Genomic DNA, 17,773 nt, shown 5'->3' with positions numbered 1-17,773 from the left:
CTACGGCACGCAGCGGTCGTGCGCGTACGGGAACGGGCTGGGCAGCAGAGCGGGGCCCGCCGCCGACGCGTTCAGGACGTCGCTGACGTAGATCAGCCTCGCCCGGTAGGCGCCGGCCGGCTGCGTGTCGGTCACCCGGACGCCGCAGTGGAACGGCCCCGTCAGGGACAGTCCGCGCACACTGAGCCACGGACCCAGACGGCCGTAGATCCGCACCGCCTCCACGTTCGTCGGGGTGAACTGGGCGACATCCGTCGTCTTCGCCCCGTTCCGCTCGAGGACGGCGGTGTTGTCGTGGATCGTCAGGTTCAAGAAGCTGCCGACGTAGATCGCGTGACGCGACCGATTCCAGAAGAACGGGATGCGGCAGCGGATCGTGTTGTCGCTGACGGTGACGGCACCGGCGTTCTGGGTCGCTCCGTTCGCCGCGCCGAGTCCGACGTGGATGCCTTCGATGACCGCGTCGATCAGGTTGCGGCGCACGGTAACGATGCCCGCCCGGTCGCCGCCGACCACGATGCCCTGCGCCATGGCGCGGTTGTTGATGCGCACCCCGGTGAAGAACCGCGCGTTCGACTGCGACAGCGCCAGCGACTCGGGCGCCAGGATGGCCCGGCGGATGAACTTCTCCATGCCCTGACGTGGGGTCAGCCCGGCGAGTGCGGCGGCGGAGGTGTGCGAGCTGAACTGATCCGCGATGTTCTGCATCTGCGACGGCCCGGCCAGGGCGAAGCTGGCCCCGTTCGGCAGCTGGCGGATGCGCCCCGCGCCCTTCCCGCCTGCCGGAGCCGCCTCCGCGGCGGCTTCCTCCGCAGCGGGCTTGGCGACGCGGCTGCGCGCCGTCCTCGCCGGGGCGGCCGCCTTCCCGCCCGTCTTGCCGCGCGCCGGATCGACGGGCTGCACGCCCCCGGCGACGGCCTCGACGTGCGAGCCCATGAAGCGCGCGACTTCTTTGACCACGAGTGGCAGCAACGACAGCGGGCCGTTGGCGGTGCTCGGCGCGATGAGCCGGATCTCGTTGTCGGAGACATCGACTTCGTCCGCACTCAGCACGAGCACGCCGATCTGCTGATCTCCGACCTCCATCTTGTTGCCGACGACCCGGATCCGGCCGTTGAGCTGATCGGTCGTCGGCGCGCAGTACACCGCCGACTGGGTGCGCCCGACGTTGTCGGGGCAGGCGAGCTCGCAGCTGCGGACGGTCACATCCGTGCACCCGAGGAATGTCACCGCGCCGAACAGGTGCTGCTCGCCCGGCCGGCCCTTCACCGTGTCCGGTGCGGCGCCGCCTTCGGCGCGAAGATTCTCGACGGCGACGTCTCTGCAGTCGACGAATCGGAACGCCGTCTCATGGCCGCTCACGCGCAGCACCGTTGCGGGCCCGACGCCGCTGACCACGATCCGCTGCTTGCCGGTGATCACGACCGGGCTGCCGAGTGCGAACGTCCCCGCGGCCAGGCACAGTCTGCCGCCGGTGTCGGGGAGACGATCCGCCGCCGCCTGCAGGTCATGGCCGGGAAAGGCGGTCACCGTGCAGGTTCCGGGGCGCACATCCGTCAGCGGCACGAACGTCGGCCGGCAGTCGGACAGCACGGCCTTCTTGGAAAGATCGACGACGGCAAGCGATGCGACGGCGTGCCTGACACCGTCGGGCGGGGCCGCCGTGAGCGTTTCGACGGCGGCTGCGGCGCTGCCGCGAATCCGCACCGCCCACCAGTCGCCGGCGAGGTAGTCGCCCGGGTGTGCCGTGAACGCCACGCCGACGTCGGTGCCGGCGAGGGTCGCGGCCACGCCGCCCGCCGCGCCCACCACCTGGCCATCCCAGCGGCGCAGGCAGAGACCGGAGGGACTGCCGGTGACGGAGGCGGCCGACGACAGTGTGATGACGCTGCCGCCCGCGCCGGGTGTGACGGTCGTGGCCATGAAGAGAGGGCCGTTGTCGGCGCGATCGAGCCGGCGGATGAGCGTGCTCACCTCGACGAGGTCGTTCGGCACGAACGTTGTCGAGGGCGACGGCGACAGGGTGACCTGCGTGCCCGCGACCTTCGCGGCGACAGCGGCCGCGCCGTTCTCGTAGGACCAAGCGAAGCGGGCCGTCGCCTCGGTGCCGGAGTCCAGCACCTCGATCCGCAGCAGTCCGTCCGGCAGCATGCCGCGCGGATCATCCGGAGGGGCGCACGGATCGGCCGGAACCGCCGGCGTCGTGCGCACGACGTCGAGCAGGCCGGTGCTGATCGCCGAGGGGAGGTCCGAGGCGGCGCCGCTGCACGTCGTCGACGTGGTCGGCACGGCGTGCACCCGCCATGCGACCCTCGTCCTCGTCACGGTGTCGACTCCGTCGAGAGCCGGATCGAGGAGGTCCGGATCCTCGGCAGGCTGCACCTCCTGGACTGCGGCGTCGAGGTAGACGAGCACCGTCCCGTCGGCCGGCAGCGCGGCGATCTGCTCCTGATCGACGTAGGCCGTGGCATCCGGATTCACGGCGTGCAATCCGCCGACCCACATCTCCCCCGCGCCGATTTGCAGCGTCCCGTCGACGGCGAACGTGATCTCGAACCCGGTGCTGCCCTCCTCTACGCCCGCTTCGCCGATGGTGGCGACGGTGAGACTCTCCCGCTCACGCTGATCCGCATCGACGTTCAGGTTCCAGTCTCCGTCGAGGAGCACCCGGCCCTGCTGCATCCGGGTTCCGATCCACGGCGTCCCGTTGGGGCGCAGTGGCACTGAGGTGAAGTCGCCGGTCACGTCATTCCTCCGGGGGTGTGATTGCCAGATGAGGGTGCACGGTGAGCACCGTCATGTCGGGGAGCCGTTGCGCGAGCCGAAGAGCGGACGGCCCGCGGCGGGCGTGCTGGTAGGCGCCGATCTCGCCGCCGTCGCTCGCACTGCGGAGGATCCGGTCGGCTCCGCGTCCGGACGGCGCCGACAGGAGGGGCGCGTAGTAGCCGACCGATTCGACTCCGGTCGAGACGAGGCCGGGCAGGGGTCCGCTCAGGCACTCGTACGGAACGGGATGCGTCTGGGGCATGTCGTGCGGGCCGAGATGGCAGTACCGCAGGCATCCGGACGATGTGACGATCGAGCGGATGCCGTCGATGAACAGGCAGTCCGTGGCCTGGATCGTGTCGACCGCCGCCACGCCGGCGAACGTGCACCCGCGCGCCGTGAGCTGTGGCGGGAACCGGTCGACCGCTGCGATGGAGGGCACCGCGACCGGAGGACTGCCGGCCGCCCCGCACGGTGCGAGAGGGACACCTGCGCCGTCGACGATGCAGTCGGTCAGCCGGATGCCGAACGCCGACAGATCCGCTCGGACCGGGCCGAGGTGCGAGCGCGTGGCGGAGAGCCGGACGGTCCACGCATCATGTGCGACCGAGAGCGTTCGTCCGGCCGCGGGATTCATCGTCACCGAGGTCAGCGTCAGCGCGGCCAGCTCGCTGCCCGCGGCGAGATCGCCTTCCAGGTAGCACCCCACCAGTTCGACCGTCGCGGCGGCGAGTGCGAAGGTCAGAGCGCCCTCGACGACGGGGGTCAGCCCGGTGGGCGCGATGATGCGCCACCTCAGAGCCGCCGGCGCGCCGGTGACTGCGCCGGGAGAGGCGAGCCGATCGTTGGTCGCGAGCCTGATCTCGACGTCCGGGCTGTCGGCGGTGTCGGCGGGGCGCGCAGCCGGGGTCGGGAGCGCCAGCGCGGCGGCGACGGCCGCAGACAGATCGGCCACGACGAGCTGGCCGGGCGCGTGCGGCGCGCCGCTCGGGTCGACCACGATGACGGTGCCCGCGCCGTCGTCGGGCTCGGCCGTGCTCGCCAGGGCGCCGATGCGGCCGGGCACCGGCCGGTAGAAGGTCGCACGGATCGTGCCGGTGATCGCGGACCCGACGGAGATGACCCCCCGCGACGGATCGACGAGCACCTGGCCTGCTGCCGGCGTCGGTGCTCCGACGTCCGGCAGCCCCGTCAGGCCGATCGACGACCACGGGATGGGCACTCCGTCGACCGTCAGCGACAGCAGCGCCGGGTCGGTGACGGGGTCGTCGGCGAGCGGATGATCGGGGCCGAGCTGCCACACAGCGCCGTAGGCGATGGATGCCGGCGCCAGCGCCTCGATCAACCGCCAGGTCGCACGCAGCGGCAGATCAGCGGGTGCGCGCGGCGGACGGTACGCCGGAGGCGAGCCCGGTGCACGCTCGTCCTCGGCATCGCTCGCGATCTCCAGCGGCTGCGGGCGGAGGTAGAGCGGAGCCGGAACCCCGAGCGGGTGCAGGGCGAACCGCCCGGCGATCGGCAGGGGGCACACCTGCACCCCGTCGAAGCGGAGCACCTGCCAGGGGAAGACCGTGGCGGTCGCCGCCGCCGGGTGGTGCGGCCCACCGGGAGTCGCACTGCGCCGCGCCGGATCCAGCTGACTGCCGACGAGAAGGTGCTCGCCCGCGCGCAGGGAGATCGACGCCGTGCGCCGTACCGGGTGACGGAGCTGCTGGCACCACACGGTCGACTGCCATCCCTCGCTGACCCGTGACGGCCATCCCGTCACGACCTCGGCGAAGTCTTCGAGGGCCGACGGGGTCCCACGTCGGCGATGCAGCGCGGTGGCGGATCCGATCTCGGCGCGTCCGGCGTCCGGCGGCAGACCGAGCAGCTGGCCGATGTAGGGCAGCGCCCAGTCCGCGGCGCTGTCGGGGAAGGCATCGTCGAGCACCCGGTCGACATCGGTCGCCAGTTCGAGCCATTGGCGCTCGATCGCCGCCAGCAGCGCGAGCACGATCGGGGTCTCCTCGCCGACCTGCGCGGCCAGCAGCGCCGGCGGCAGCATCGCGAGGAACCGGCGGGACGGCACGGCATCGGGACCGGTCACGCGCTCACCCCCGCCACGGTCGTGCTGCCGACGTACAGCAGCTCGTAAGGCAGCGCCGGCAGGCGGCCGATCGTCTGGTCGCCCGCGGTCGGCGTACTCGCACCTCCGGTGAGCGACAGGCCCGACACTCCGCGAACGCCGGCGACGGGCTGCACGATCTCGATCACGTCGCTTCCGTCCAACGGAGTGCCGAGCTCCCGGGGCAGCGCGGCGAGCGGGCCGGACGGGCCGAGTAGGGCATCCGAGACGGCTGCGCTCACGGCGCTCGGATCCCGCCGAGGTTCGACGGCGACGGTGCACTGCACGGTCACCGCGCTCGCGACGGCGGCGCACACGCACAAGGGCACGGACGTGTCGCGGCGCGCATCGAGATACCCCCGCAGCGCGACGAGCTCGGGTGGGGTGGGCGGACGCACTCCGCGGGTGGCGGCGCGCAGCACGGCCACGTGGATGCCGCTTCCGCCGCAGGGGCATCCCGCGGGCCCCGCGCCGCGCCACGACGCGCTGTGACTCGTACCGGGGACGGTCAGCGCGAGATCGGCGAGATCGGGCAGGGCGACGACCCGATCGAGGGCACGGATGCGGGCAGCCGCGGCTCGGCGCATCCGGAGCGGATCCTCCTGATCCGCCGCACCCCACGCCGCGCCGACACCGGCGACCTTCCGCACTCCGTTGATGCTGCCGGCGAGCGTGGTGATCTCTGTGCCGTCGAGCTCGCCGGCAAGCCCGCCGCCCACGCGCCAGCGCGCGCTGACCTCGCCCCGCGGAAGCATCCCGTGGACACCGTCGCCGAAGGTGACGACCAGTCGCCCGTCGGCCGCGAGGCGTGTGGTGTACACGGGCTCGTCCGCGCCCCTGCCGTAGAGGCTCGAGACCTCGTCGAAGCGGACGCCGTCGACCGCGACGACGAGGCTGTCGGTGACCGTGCCGTCGCCCGCGACATCGCCGGTGACAGGTCCGCTCACGATGGCCGTGCCGCCGACGGGCGTGAGGGGACCCGACGTGGTCGTGCCGTGCTGGATGGGCACGAGGTTGCCGGTGGCAGCGCCGCTGCCCCTGCTGCGGTCGGCCGAGCCCGCTCGCGCCGTCGTCAGGGTGACGATGCGCCCGCCGTCATCCTGCGTCGAGTCGGCCGAGCTTGCCGAGCATCCGCTGAGCTCCCAGGTCATACCGGCCGCGACGTTCGTCTGCAGCGCGATCCGGTCGGGCAGCGTCTCGAGACGCGGGTGGACCCGCGCGGCGGTGTCGGTCGGCCCGAGCGCCGGGAGGTCGTAGTGCTGCGCGGCGTGGCGGGGATCGGTGAGCAGCACCGTGAGCGGCCCGCCGCTGAGCGCATCCGGCAGCTGGTCGGCCAGGCCGAGCTCGGCCACCCGACGCACGGTACCGGGCGCGACGTGCCAGTCGAGGGGCGTGATGGATGCGATCGTCGTGACCAGGCACTGCCCGTGGGAGCCGCCGAAGAGGATGAGTGTCTGTCCGAGGCTGGCCTCGCTCGCGTCCTCGACGTACACCGACGTCTGGCTGTACGGCGACATGGCCTCGCCGCTCGGGTAGGGAGCGGGCTTCGACTGCGGGGTGCCTCCGCTGTCGACGTAGCTCACCATGTCGAGTCGGCTGGGCACGCGAAGCTCCGCACGGACCCGGTAGGCGCCGTAGCTCACCCCGCTCATCTGCGGCAGCAGGCTGTCCAGCGCGCGGTCGAACGTCAGCAGCTGAGCTCCGAGGTCGTCGGCGCGCTTCGTGACGCGTGCGAGCCCCTTGACCTGCTGACCGGTGAGCCCGACGTAACTGAAGCCGTAGATCAGCGACAGCAGCCAGGCGAGCCACTCCGCCCAGTCGTCCCCCAACGGGCCCGCGCCGCCCTCTTGGACGAATGCGACACGATCGGAGGCGACGAATCCGGGGTCGGTGAGGAAGCGCAGCTCATGCCCGGCGGGGGCTGTGGGCACCGGCACCCCCGTCACCGTCAGCCGAGCCCATTCGTCGCGCAATTGGGTGTCCGTGGAGACCTCGTACGTCTGCGACGGATGCGCGGGCGTGCCGGGGGCCTGAACCTGCGTGCCGGCGGGGACGAGCGGCGCGGCGCCGGGCGCGGTCTCGGTGCGGATCCACCCGTGCGCGGCCGTGCGCTGCGCCGGCCGATATCCGACGAGTTCGACCACCCTGCGCAGGTCGGTCCAGTCCTGTGCCGTCCCCAGATAGCCCTCACCCGAGGTCAGTTCCGCGTAGGCGCAGACGCCGTCCGCGACCCGCGCCCACAAACCGGCGATCTGCACGATCGTGGGGTCGCCCGCGACGTCGAGGGCGTCTCCGAGCGTGCTCCCCGGTCGGGCCGGGTCGGGCGTCTCGGCCAGGCGGGCGAGCAGGTCGTCGCGCAACGCCGTCCGATCGCCGAGCCTGCGACGCATCCGGGACAGCCCGGGCAGCGGGTCGGGAGCGGGCGGAAGAAGCTGCGGTGCGATGATCGGTCGCGATTCCGGCGTGGTCATCAGCGGCCCCCTTCGATGGAGAGCACGATCCGACCGCGGTCGGGGTAGTCGCTGTCGTCGTCGCATACCGCGACCTCGCTCGGACCCATCGCCAGTACGACATCCAGCGTGCCGGCGGGGTCGCTCAGGCGGCGCGCCTCGGTGACCGAGACCGCATCCACCTGGGGCAGCGCGCCGACCGCCGCGATGACCGTCGACAGGTACACGCTCGAGCCCATCGGGTGGGCCCCGGGCGCGAACAGGCCCGGTGCGTCCGGCGCGCCCGGTCGCAGCGCCGCCAGGATGGCCGCGCGACTGGCCGCGGGGTCCGAGCCTGGGTACAGGCACACGGTCAGGGCGATGAGGATGCCGACAGGGGTCGCGACGACGCTCACCACCTCGGTGCCGCACATCCGGACCGCGTCGAGGGTCGACTGCACGCTCGAGGCCACCGCGGCCTGGGCCACGAGATCGCCGCCCGCGCCCTCGTCCGTCTCCGGTGTCTCGTAGGCGACGACGCCGACCGGCCACGAACCGGACCACGACCGGGTCGCACTCGCGCGGATCACCGTCGGCACGTCCACGGCGAACGCCGGCAGGTCGCTGATGAGCACGGCTCGACGGGGGTCGGCCGAGTAGGCCTGCGGAGCATCGCGTCGCACATCGTCCAGCGACTGAGCGGCGACGCCGCCGCTGCCCGGCGTGATGTTGCGCGCCCGCACCGGGTCGCCGTCGGCGTCGGCGACATCGATCCAGATGCAGGGATCGCCGACCGCTGTCGACGAGCGGACGAGCCTGTTCGTCGTGTTGGCCGCGGCATTGCCGTCGGGCCCCGCGCCGACTTGATAGCGCGCGTTCACGGCGCTGCCGGACGGCGGCGTGAGGCCGAGGACGCCGGTGCGGAACCGCAGCCGCGCCGGCAGCTCGTCGTCGGCGTCGACCACGACGCTGAAGCCGCCAGCGGGCGCCCGCAGCAGGCTCGTCACGCGGGCCGCCGGCACGATCGACCCATTGGGCAGGGTGACCTGGACGTCGAGCTGCCACGGCCGCCCGCCCGGACGATGCGAGAGCCCCGGATCAGCCTCCGGACCGGCCGCGACCATGAGGTAGTCGGCGACCTGCTCGGTCGCAGGATCCGCCGGGAGGCCGGTCACCCGGTCGACGGCGGCGAGCGTCGCCGGTCCGTCCGTCAGCAGACCGTGGTGCGCGCTCACGAGTCCGAGCCGCGCGACGCCGACGCGTGCACCCCCGCGCGCCTCCACGCTGCACGGCACCGGGGCGGTGAGCGCGTCGGCCTCGTTCCAGAACACCCGGACGAGATCCACCGTCGGATTCAGCGGATCCGTGAACGGCGCGATCGACGTCACCTGCACGACCTGCGCCGGGCGGCTCGCGAGAGGCTCTCGCGGCCAGGCGTCTGCGGCCGTCTCGACCGTGCCGGCGGCCCACTGGGCCTGCCTGGTCGGATCATCGACGGCGACGACCTCGAAACCCAGCAGCGACCCGGCGGGCAGCCACTGCGCGAGAGTGACCGCCCCCGACACGGGCGGTCTGACGAGCACGGCGCTCGTCGCACCTACGGCGAGCTCGGCATCATCCTCCGTCCAGTCGTACAGGGCGATCTCGGCCTGGCTGGAGTACACGCGCATCGACGACTCGAGCGTGAAGCAGGTCGCGAGCGGGGTCACCGCGGTGCCGGCATCCGTCGCCACATCGCCGGCCTCGACGTCCGCGTGCGGATCCTGACCTGTGACGTGGCCGACGACGACCTGCACCGTCGTCGCCGCGCTGATCGCGGGCTGCACGGGGAAGTCGACGGCGCGCGCGAGCCGGGTCACATTCGCACGGCGCCGTGCCGAGGCCAGCCACATCTCGGTGGCGGTGCGGTCCAGACGGTAGTGGAGCAGGTCGCCGAGGTGCGCGAACAGCTCGATGAGCGCGATGTCGAGATCCGCGATGGAGGTGTCGGCGGTCGGATCCTCGAACTGGAGCCGCTCCAGCAGCGTCGCCCGCAGCGCGGTGTAGTCGCGGGCGAGGGTGTCGTAGTCGGGCGCGGCGAGCCGCCTCGGAGCAGCGGGCACATCGACGCAGTCGCCCACATCGCCGCACTCGGGGCGCAGGTGCAGGGAGACGAACACCCGGAGCGGATCGACGGAGAACCCGAGACCCGCCAGTGCGGCCGGGTCCAGACGCAGCTGGTACGCGCCGCGTCCAGGCAGCACGTCGTCGAGCGCGAGGGTGAGGTGCGAAGGAATCGGCGTGCCGTCGGCGTCGACGGATGCGGCGACCGACGCCACACTCTGCACGGTCGGCCGCGGGGCTCCCGGTGCCGGGCGCAGCGACCACAGCGCGGCATCGAGCAGCGCGCCGGGTGGATCGCCGTAGAGCCACACGTCGATCATGCGATTCGCCCCCGCGAGCCGGCAGGCTGCGGCGCGCAGGCCGATCACGCCGTTGACGTCGTCGAACAGCGCCTTCGGCCGCTCGACCGGGGTGGCGACCGGCTGCTCCGGCAGCGTGTACTGGTCGGGCGTCGTCACGGGGCACCTCCGGGCAGGACGGTGACCACCGTGCGCGGCTCGCCGGCCGGCAGCGGTCGGTAGCTGACCTCGGCCGAGAGGGTGGATTCCTCGATCCCGACGGCGACGTCGAGCACCTGGATGCGATCGCCGAGCGCATCCATCAGACTGCCGCGGATGCGGGCGACCACGGTGGGCTCGAGACCCGGCGACAGCGGCTCGAACAGCGTCGACGCACCGAGACCCGCGCCGAAGCCCGGATGGTGCAGGCGCTCGTTCGGACCCGTCAGCAGGACGATGCGGACGAGGTCGTCCAGATGCTCGACGTAGGTCGCGGGGGTCAGACGCCGACCCCCCAGTCGCCACGGTTGACGAACGATCATCATGCCCCCGATGCCGCACTCTGCCCGGGGACGAGCACCACGGGCCCCTGGGGCGCACTGGCCGGGCTCATGCACATGCCGACGCTGTTCACGGTCAGGATGGGCGTGCCACCGGCCGTGCAGACGCTGGATGCCGTCATCCACTGCACGGTCAGGCACGGACTCGGGTTGGGGCCGATCGTGAAGGGGCAGCCCGCGATGGTCACCGTGTCGGACTGCGTGCAGATCGTCGAGCCCGCCGATGCCGCGGTCTGACTCGGCACGATGGTGCCCTGGCCGCCGTGCGGGCAGGTGATCGTGGCGCTCGTCGTGAGCAGCGGCGCACTCATTGCGTCACCTGAAGCGATCCGCCGTTGACACTGACGATCGTGCTCTGCAGCTCGATCTTCGCGCCCTGACCGTTGTCGAGCGTGATGCCGTTGGCGTCGAGGGTGATCTTCGCTCCGCCGGATGCGGCCAGGGTGATCGAGCTGCTGTCATCCGACACCTCGATCTTGTGACCGTTCGGTGTCACCAGCAGGATCGTGCCCGGCCCTGCTCCGCTGACGCCGTGCCCGCTCGCCCAGGAGGCGCCCGACCAGATGGGCGGGCGCCCGAGGTCGCCGCCCGGCCATTCGATCCAGACGGAGGCGCCGACGGGCGGCACCAGTGCGAGGCCGACGCCGTCTCCGGCGTACGGCAGCGCGGGCAGCGCCCAGCCCGTGCTGCCGGCGAGCACATCCGGCACCTGCACGTTGATGCGGCACAGGCCGTCGGGATCGTTGTTGTCGAGAACGATCCCGGCGAACTTGCCGAGATACCGGTCAGCCATGAACGGGCCTCCGCTCCCTGGGGCAGGTCACAGTGACACCGCCGCTGAGAGGGCGCCCAGCAATCCGCCTGCGCCGCCAGGAGGGTCCTGATCGCCGAGGGCGTTCCGGGTCAGAGCCAGCGCCTGAGTGTGCCCGGCCGGTGAGATCGTGTGCCGCACCGATTTGACCAGCCACTTCCCCGACACGAGATCGCCGAGCCCGCGCACCTGCACCGTGCGCCGCGCCCGCACGAGGGGCATGGCGGGTCCTGTCAGCGACACCGACAGCGACGCGCCGAAGGCACTCCGCTCGGCCAGCACCCGTGCAGCGACGTCCGCCGGCTGGCTGCCCGCCACGTCGGTCGGGTCCCGGAGCACCGAGACCGCTCCGCCGAGGGACTGCGTGCCCATCGCGTTGCCCCGGCCGTCGTTGCCGGTGACCTGCTGGTCCCCGGATCCTTCCGTGCCGTGGGTGAAGTTGACGCGCTGGCCCGAGACGAGCTGCACCTGGACGGTCGCGGTGCCGCCGAGGTCGCCGTAGCCGAGGTCGAGCGTCCCCGAGACGTCGGCCGTCGGGTCGATGTGATCGAACACCGCTGTCTGCACCCCGTCGACGTTGTCGACGTAGACGTCGAAGTCGTTGCGGCCGGCCAGCGTCTTCAGGTACGACCAGTCGGTCGCGCGCTGGTGCCGCGTCAGCCTGTCGCTGCTGTCCGGCGTCGGGGTCGAGCCTGCTCTGACAGGCCCGATGGGTGCGAGCAGCTGCATCGCGACGTCGGCATCGCTGACACCGGCCCAGTCGTGGTCCTTCTCCTCGCGGTCGAGGTCGGCGCTCACGTCGAGTCCGGCGATGGTGAGCGTCGACAGGGCCCCGGCGGCGAGACTCCATGACGCGCTCGTGACGCGCGCGGGAACGACGAGCGCGTCGGAGCCGCGCGTGATCCTGACCTCGAACGGCGCGAAGGGCTGCACGAGCGGATCGATTGGCGAGGTCCAGTGGCTGGTGGCGTCGGTCTCGACGCTGACGACGATGCTGACCTGCGTCTGGCTGCCGATCGTCTCCGACACGTCGACGCTGCGCACGCGGGTGAGATCACCGTCGGCGAGCGGGCGCCCGCCGACGGTGACGCTGACACGCGACTCAGGCATGGGGCACACCGATCGTCGTGCCGGGCTCGGTGGTCGCCAGCGCGTCGGACTGCGGGTTGGTGTCGGCGATCCGCCACCAGCCGGTGCTGTCGCCCAGTGTGGTGTTCGCCAGCAGGTCGAGACGATCGCCCTCGCGGACGACGTAGCGCACGGCCTCCGGCAGCTCCGGCGCGATCCGGGGCACGCCGAGCGCGCGCATCGTGCCGTCGTCCTGCGGCACGGCGATCGTGGCCTGGCCGGTATAGCGAGATGTGGTCACAGCATCAGCTCCACCCCTTGGGCCACTCCGACGACGGCCAGCGCGCTGCGCGCCGCCTGGTAGGCGTTGGCGAGGAAATTGGCCATCTTCACATCGGACGGCAGGTCGGATGCGCGCAAGACGGTGACCGAGATGTCGACGTCGGCCTGCACCGGCAGCAGGGACGAGTTGAAGCCCTTCTCGCGCGCGCTGAAGCTGTCGATGCGGACGGGCACGATCCGCGCAGGACTCCAGGCGAGCACGACCAGCGGCAGTGACGGAGCCGGGATCGGCGCGGAGGATGACCCACCGCCGCCGGCCAGTGAGCCGACCGCCCCTGCCACGGCCCCGACGAGGGCGCCGAGCACGCCCGCGGACCCCGCCGGTTCGAGCATCGCCTCGAGCGTCGCCAGCAGCGGCTGTACGCCCATCGCACCGGTGATGGGCTTGTCGACGGCGTCGATGCCGTCGAGCTCGATCTTCATCGTGTACTTCTCGACCGGCGCGTTCGCGACTCGGAGAGCGGGACCGCCCGCGGTACCCGAGCTGACGGTCAGCGTCCGCGTGATCTCGGACGGGTTGTACTGGAACGGAACGAACGTCGGGACGAGACCGATGTCCGGGTCGCTGAAGGAGACGAGCATCCCACGCATCATGAGGGGTCCTCCTTCCGCGACTCGCCGAGGGGCGATGCGTTCGTCGCGGCGCGCACCGCATCGCGCACGGCGCGGGCGAGGGCCGCTTCCGCACCGACACCGAGAGCTCGTCCGGCAAGACCCGCTTCGATGGCGGGACGCAGCAGGCCCGGCTCCGGCATCCGCTCCACGGCGATGTCGAGACGGTCGATCCTGATCGGCGAGCTCATCGCTGCCTCCAGGTGCGGCCGTTCTTGCCCATCTCGCGCTGCACCGCACGGGACAGGTGGGCCTCCGTCACGGCGGTGCCGTCGGCCGTCGCGAACACGAGGGCGGCGAGCGCGGCGGCGCGGATCGAGGCGCCCGACAGGTCGGCGACGGCGAAATCCTCCAGGCGCACGCCGTGTTCGAGGCGACGGTCCGGCAGCAGGCTCTGCCAGATGGCGAGCCTCGCGTCGCGATCGGGCAGGTCGAACCGGACGGAAACGCGGATGCGCCGCTGGAACCCCTCGTCGAGCGAGGCCGGGCGGTTGCTCGTCAGGATGACGAGTCCCTCGTGCAGCTCGATGCGCTGCAGCAGGTGGTCGATCTCGAGATTCGCATAGCGGTCACGGGCGTCGTTGACCTCGCCCCGCTTTCCGAACAGCCCCTCCGCCTCGTCGAACAGCAGCACCGCTCCCCCGCGCGCCGCCTCGGTCAGCACGCGATCGAGGTTGCGCGAGGTCTCGCCCAGCCACTTGCTGACGACGTGGGCGAGGTCCACGGCCCACAGATCCCGGTCGAGCTCGGCGGCGACCGCCTCGGTGGCCGCCGTCTTGCCGGTGCCGGACGGTCCGTGGAAGAGGGCGATGACCGCGCGCCCCCTGACCGCTCCCGCAGACAGCTCACTGGTGACCGCGGCACTGTGCCGGGCGTGCGCGAGCGTATCGGCGAGTCCCGCCCTCGTCTCGGGCGAGAGCACGAGGTCGTCGAGACGCGACGACGGCGGCAGCAGGCGCGCCATGCCCTCGATGCGGTGCTGCGGATGCGCGCGCACGACCTCGTGCAGATCGGCCACGGTCACGTGCCGCTGGGCGGTCGCCGCGGCGATCTCGGCACTGCGGTGCAGGGTCTCGATCGTCGTCTCGGGCAGCCGCATGCGGGCCGCGAGCTGCTCGGATGCCGACGTGTCGAGACCCGATCGCGACAGCACCCGACGCCAGGCCCGCTGCACGCTGTCGTGGTCGATCGGGGGCACATCGACCGTCTGCCACCCCGGTGCGACCGCAGCACCCGCCACGGCCAGTCGCACCTGCGCGGCAGGATGCTCGCCCTCGCTCGCGGGCAGCACATGGCCGAGGCGAGCGAGCAGTTCGAGCTCGGCCACGGGGCGCTCCTCGGCCGCGTCGCCCGCCCGTTCCAGCGGCTCGAGGTGACGGCCGAGGGCGGCGGCGGCCGCGGCCGCGACGGTCGCGGCATCCGCGGGATCCTCGGTGCGGAGGCAGACGCGGTGGCCCTGCGCGAGGAGCGTCACCGTCCGGGCGACGGCATCCCGCAGTCGCGGCGCCACACCGTCGACCGTCGTGGGCTGCGGACGATGTCCGGAGAGGACGAGCGCCGCCGTCGCCGTCAATCGCACGGGGCTCTCGGCGTCGCGGACCGGGCGGAGCACTCCCGCCGCCACCAGACCGGTCTCGGTCGGGAGCGCCAGTGGGATCTCGTACCCCCGCGATCCCAGGAGCAGCCGGATGACCGCGAGGCTCGGGTAGCGCCGGGCGATGTCGTCGTGGAGGTGCCCGAAGGCGGCGGCCAGTCCCGGGTCGGCGGCCGACCACCACGCGGCAGCGACGAGCGCCTCCTCTGCGGCCGTGCCGCACAGCCTCGAGAGCAGGTCGCCGCCGCGGCCGCCGAGTCCGACCCGCTCGCGCGCGACGGCCGAGCGGGCACGGGCGATCGGAGCGTCGGATGCGAGGTCCGCCAGCGCCTCCTGGAGCATGGCCCGATAGCTGAGCAGGATGGTGTCGGTGGTGATGCGCTCCTCCGCCGTCCGGTTCGACTCCTCCGGCACGGCGGTCACGCTCAGAGCGGTCATGGCGCCACCGCCAGCTGCGTCGGCGCACCGGTGACGGTGCCGGAGGTGAGGCTCACCGGGATCTGCTGACCGGCATAGTCGCCGACGCCCGCCGGCACCACGGCGCTCACGGTCGCCGCAGTCACCCGTGTGTACCCGACGGACATTCCGAGGAAGTTCACCTCTCCGACATCGAGCACGTGCGCGACGGTGAGGGTCACGGACTGCGTGGGATGCAGCGGCCCGCTCGCGGAGATCACCGCGGGCGCGACCGTGAAGGCGATGGATGCTGCGCCCGCCGGCAAGCCGTTCGCGACGTTGGCGATGCCGATGACGCGACGACCGGGCACGAGCTGCCCATTCGGCAGTGTGACGGTCACACCGCCTGACGCCGGAAGCGGAACGAGTCGCCACGGGCCCGTGCTGTGGGTCGTCCCCGGGTTCGGTCGCCCGTCGGTCGGGTCGTCGGGGTCGCCCGTCGCCCGCGACATCTCGATCGTCACGTGGTCGGACAGGCCGGTCACCGCGATGAACACCGGGCTTCGTGCATCGCCCCGCGCCGGCACGATGCCGCTGATCCTCGGGCCGACCGACGGGATCACGGCGACCACGGGTTCGAGCACCGGCGGACCGGGGGCGAACGGCACCGGAGACGGCACGATCACGAGGCTGACCTCGTATGCGACGGACAGGCGCAGCGACTTCAGCCCGCTCCCCCACAGTCCGGTCAGCGTCTCCAGGGGCACCTGGTCGAGGGTGATGCGCAGCGGCTCGACGAGACCGTCGAGTGCGTCGGTGAGGTCGGAGACCGTGCGATCGGGCGAACTGACGACCGTCTGCGGTCCGAGGATCGCCGACTCGTGCATGACCACCATGACGGCGGTGAGCGCGTCGTGGACGGGCTCGATCTCGTTGCCGTTCGCGGTCATCTCGCCCGGGTCCGCGGACAGAAGGTAATGCAGGGTCAGCGACAGCGGCGGCTTTCCCCGGCGGGTCGTGAAGCCGGTCTGCGGCGGCTCCATGTTGAGGAAGGCGGGGGCCGGGGTGATACGGTAGAGGAACCAGTTGAGCCGCGGGGCGGTCGCGGGGCGGTCCAGCGGCCCGCTCGTGACGCCGATGCTCGTGGGCACGGCATCCTTCGTCATTGCGAGCAGCACGGTGTCCACACCGGAGAGCACCGCGGGCGGGGTCGGGAACACGCTCATGCGGTCGCCGTCCGGCGGGCCGTGAGGCCGTGGGCCCAGGGGGCGAGCAGCGCCAGCGGATCGGGCGCTTCGGCGGGGGCAGCGACATGCACGTGGATCTCGCCGATGGACACCGGAGGAATCGGCTCGGCGACAGGGGCCCGATACACCGCCGCGATGACGTTCACGGATTCGTGGTCTGTCGGTGGCGCCGGCAGCTCGCTCGAGGTCTCCGTGGCGTCGGGCTCTGAGCGCTCCGGCTGCCGCCGCACGATCGGGACGTCGACGGGCTCGCGGACGACGCGTTCGGTCAGCGTCGCCAGCGGAGGCACGGGCGCCGACGGCGAATCCTCGACGACGGCCGTCGGGGCCGTCGTCAGGTGCGCGGATCGCGGCGAACGGAGGGCGACGGAGTCCGCAGGCAGATCCGGCGCGATGACCCGCGTTCGGGGCGAGGCGGGCGCCGACGGCGTCTCCAGCGGTGCAGCGACCGGCATGGCCCACACCGGTCCTGTCTCGACGGAATCGGATGCCGCTCGCGGCTTCGCCGGCTCCGTGGGAATCGTCCCGCCCTCGGCACTGCTCGGCGACGCAGGCACACGGCCCTCGGCCGCCGGGACGCGTGCGCGGGTTCGCGCGGCGATGTGCGGCGGCTGCCCCGCTTGCTGGACCGCCTCGGCGCCCGACGGAGCCGTCGTGTCGAGGGAGGAGGGAGGCTCGGGGAACAGCATCCGTCCGGGCATGATCGCCGGGCGCCGACTGCGTGCGAGCAGCGCGCCGACGGCACCCCCCGCGGAAGCCGACCCGCCGTCGGTCATGATCGGCCGCCGCGAACGAGAGTGGCGAGCCGGCTGCGCCGTGCCTCGGGCAGCGCCTCGATGGTCGGCAGATCCCAGCCGTAGCGCGAGGCGAGCAGATGGACTTCGATGTCGGCCTCGGCGATCGCCGCGGCGACCGCGGACGTGACGAGGTGCTGCACGTCGACGAACTCCGCGATGCTCGCGCCGCACTCGGTGCACGCTCCACGGACCACGCCGTTCAGCGACTGCTCGGCGTTCGCCAGAGCCTCGGGATCACGAGCCCGCCCGTCGGGCCCGATCGCGCATCGCACGGCGACCACCGCCCCCGCGGCCGCCGTCGCGGCCGGCAGGTCGAGCAGATCCTGCGGTGTCGGCTCGCGCAATCCCGCCCCGGGACCGCACCACGCGGAGCGCGGCGCATACTGCGGAACATCGCGCAGGCCGAGCGGCAGTGCGTTGAGCACACCGCACACCGGACACGCGCGGACGAGCTCCAGGTCGTAGCCCAGCATCACGTGATGCGCCTGCAGCAGCAGGCGGTCGATCACCCCCAGGGGAAGCGTGACGGGGTCGGCGACGCCACATCCGGTCAGAAGGGCGAGAGCCTGCTCGAGTTCGGAACCGGCGGCGTCGAACTCGCGGAGCAGCCCCAGGCGTGACGGGCGTGCGCTCAGAGCGGGAAGCCCACGACTCGTGCCCACG

15 protein-coding genes are annotated in these 17,773 nt (G+C 72.4%); all 15 read right to left on the bottom strand.

The genetic code is table 11. The features are described 5' to 3' along the window. From AC0NZN_RS13240 to AC0NZN_RS13170, 15 genes are read right to left on the bottom strand one after another with little or no spacing between them, the layout of a single operon-like run. Positions 1-2,745 (bottom strand): hypothetical protein, encoded by a 2,745-nt coding sequence (locus tag AC0NZN_RS13240; protein ID WP_474592768.1) that lies wholly within the window; start codon positions 2,743-2,745, stop codon positions 1-3. 1 nt (position 2,746) lies between these two features. Then, positions 2,747-4,855: a hypothetical protein gene (locus tag AC0NZN_RS13235; protein ID WP_474592767.1), complete on the bottom strand. Its 2,109-nt coding sequence runs from the start codon at positions 4,853-4,855 to the stop codon at positions 2,747-2,749. Continuing rightward, positions 4,852-7,344, bottom strand: a complete 2,493-nt coding sequence (locus AC0NZN_RS13230; RefSeq protein WP_474592766.1) for a hypothetical protein — start codon at positions 7,342-7,344, stop codon at positions 4,852-4,854. Before AC0NZN_RS13230 ends, AC0NZN_RS13235 begins: the two co-directional genes overlap by 4 nt. Beyond that, positions 7,344-9,863, bottom strand: a complete 2,520-nt coding sequence (locus AC0NZN_RS13225) for a baseplate J/gp47 family protein (protein ID WP_474592765.1) — start codon at positions 9,861-9,863, stop codon at positions 7,344-7,346. The genes AC0NZN_RS13230 and AC0NZN_RS13225 overlap by 1 nt, the downstream gene beginning before the upstream one ends. Next, positions 9,860-10,225 (bottom strand): GPW/gp25 family protein, encoded by a 366-nt coding sequence (locus tag AC0NZN_RS13220; protein ID WP_474592764.1) that lies wholly within the window; start codon positions 10,223-10,225, stop codon positions 9,860-9,862. Before AC0NZN_RS13220 ends, AC0NZN_RS13225 begins: the two co-directional genes overlap by 4 nt. Beyond that, complete coding sequence (locus AC0NZN_RS13215; RefSeq protein WP_474592763.1) at positions 10,225-10,554, bottom strand: hypothetical protein; 330 nt, start codon at positions 10,552-10,554, stop codon at positions 10,225-10,227. Before AC0NZN_RS13215 ends, AC0NZN_RS13220 begins: the two co-directional genes overlap by 1 nt. Continuing rightward, positions 10,551-11,036: a phage baseplate assembly protein V gene (locus AC0NZN_RS13210; protein WP_474592762.1), complete on the bottom strand. Its 486-nt coding sequence runs from the start codon at positions 11,034-11,036 to the stop codon at positions 10,551-10,553. The genes AC0NZN_RS13215 and AC0NZN_RS13210 overlap by 4 nt, the downstream gene beginning before the upstream one ends. Positions 11,037-11,063: 27 nt before the next feature. After that, a complete protein-coding gene (locus AC0NZN_RS13205; protein WP_474592761.1) occupies positions 11,064-12,164 on the bottom strand; it encodes a hypothetical protein in 1,101 nt (366 codons plus the stop codon). Beyond that, positions 12,157-12,423, bottom strand: coding sequence for a hypothetical protein (locus AC0NZN_RS13200; protein WP_474592760.1), 267 nt, complete (start codon positions 12,421-12,423; stop codon positions 12,157-12,159). The genes AC0NZN_RS13205 and AC0NZN_RS13200 overlap by 8 nt, the downstream gene beginning before the upstream one ends. Next, positions 12,420-13,058, bottom strand: coding sequence for a hypothetical protein (locus AC0NZN_RS13195; RefSeq protein ID WP_474592759.1), 639 nt, complete (start codon positions 13,056-13,058; stop codon positions 12,420-12,422). Before AC0NZN_RS13195 ends, AC0NZN_RS13200 begins: the two co-directional genes overlap by 4 nt. After that, positions 13,055-13,267 (bottom strand): hypothetical protein, encoded by a 213-nt coding sequence (locus tag AC0NZN_RS13190; protein ID WP_474592758.1) that lies wholly within the window; start codon positions 13,265-13,267, stop codon positions 13,055-13,057. Before AC0NZN_RS13190 ends, AC0NZN_RS13195 begins: the two co-directional genes overlap by 4 nt. After that, positions 13,264-15,108 (bottom strand): ATP-binding protein, encoded by a 1,845-nt coding sequence (locus AC0NZN_RS13185; protein WP_474592757.1) that lies wholly within the window; start codon positions 15,106-15,108, stop codon positions 13,264-13,266. Before AC0NZN_RS13185 ends, AC0NZN_RS13190 begins: the two co-directional genes overlap by 4 nt. Further along, positions 15,105-16,292, bottom strand: a complete 1,188-nt coding sequence (locus AC0NZN_RS13180) for a Pvc16 family protein (protein WP_474592756.1) — start codon at positions 16,290-16,292, stop codon at positions 15,105-15,107. The genes AC0NZN_RS13185 and AC0NZN_RS13180 overlap by 4 nt, the downstream gene beginning before the upstream one ends. After that, positions 16,289-17,089: a hypothetical protein gene (locus AC0NZN_RS13175; RefSeq protein ID WP_474592755.1), complete on the bottom strand. Its 801-nt coding sequence runs from the start codon at positions 17,087-17,089 to the stop codon at positions 16,289-16,291. The genes AC0NZN_RS13180 and AC0NZN_RS13175 overlap by 4 nt, the downstream gene beginning before the upstream one ends. Beyond that, positions 17,086-17,772 carry a hypothetical protein gene (locus tag AC0NZN_RS13170; protein WP_474592754.1) on the bottom strand — a complete coding sequence of 229 codons (687 nt, stop codon included), beginning with the start codon at positions 17,770-17,772 and terminating at the stop codon, positions 17,086-17,088. The genes AC0NZN_RS13175 and AC0NZN_RS13170 overlap by 4 nt, the downstream gene beginning before the upstream one ends. Position 17,773 lies beyond the last annotated feature (1 nt).

The organism is Microbacterium sp. sgz311019, from assembly GCF_056135325.1.
This window is presented reverse-complemented; position numbering and strand designations above follow the sequence as displayed.

Excerpts from the sequence above, each read along its gene's own strand:
- AC0NZN_RS13205 (WP_474592761.1), bottom strand. The coding sequence starts at position 12,164 with ATGCCTGAGTCGCGTGTCAGCGTCACCGTCGGCGGGCGCCCGCTCGCC.
- AC0NZN_RS13175 (WP_474592755.1), bottom strand. The coding sequence starts at position 17,089 with ATGACCGACGGCGGGTCGGCTTCCGCGGGGGGTGCCGTCGGCGCGCTG.
- AC0NZN_RS13180 (WP_474592756.1), bottom strand. The coding sequence starts at position 16,292 with ATGAGCGTGTTCCCGACCCCGCCCGCGGTGCTCTCCGGTGTGGACACC.
- AC0NZN_RS13195 (WP_474592759.1), bottom strand. The coding sequence starts at position 13,058 with ATGATGCGTGGGATGCTCGTCTCCTTCAGCGACCCGGACATCGGTCTC.
- AC0NZN_RS13210 (WP_474592762.1), bottom strand. The coding sequence starts at position 11,036 with ATGGCTGACCGGTATCTCGGCAAGTTCGCCGGGATCGTTCTCGACAAC.
- AC0NZN_RS13215 (WP_474592763.1), bottom strand. The coding sequence starts at position 10,554 with ATGAGTGCGCCGCTGCTCACGACGAGCGCCACGATCACCTGCCCGCAC.
- AC0NZN_RS13190 (WP_474592758.1), bottom strand. The coding sequence starts at position 13,267 with ATGAGCTCGCCGATCAGGATCGACCGTCTCGACATCGCCGTGGAGCGG.
- AC0NZN_RS13220 (WP_474592764.1), bottom strand. The coding sequence starts at position 10,225 with ATGATCGTTCGTCAACCGTGGCGACTGGGGGGTCGGCGTCTGACCCCC.
- AC0NZN_RS13185 (WP_474592757.1), bottom strand. The coding sequence starts at position 15,108 with ATGACCGCTCTGAGCGTGACCGCCGTGCCGGAGGAGTCGAACCGGACG.
- AC0NZN_RS13230 (WP_474592766.1), bottom strand. The coding sequence starts at position 7,344 with ATGACCACGCCGGAATCGCGACCGATCATCGCACCGCAGCTTCTTCCG.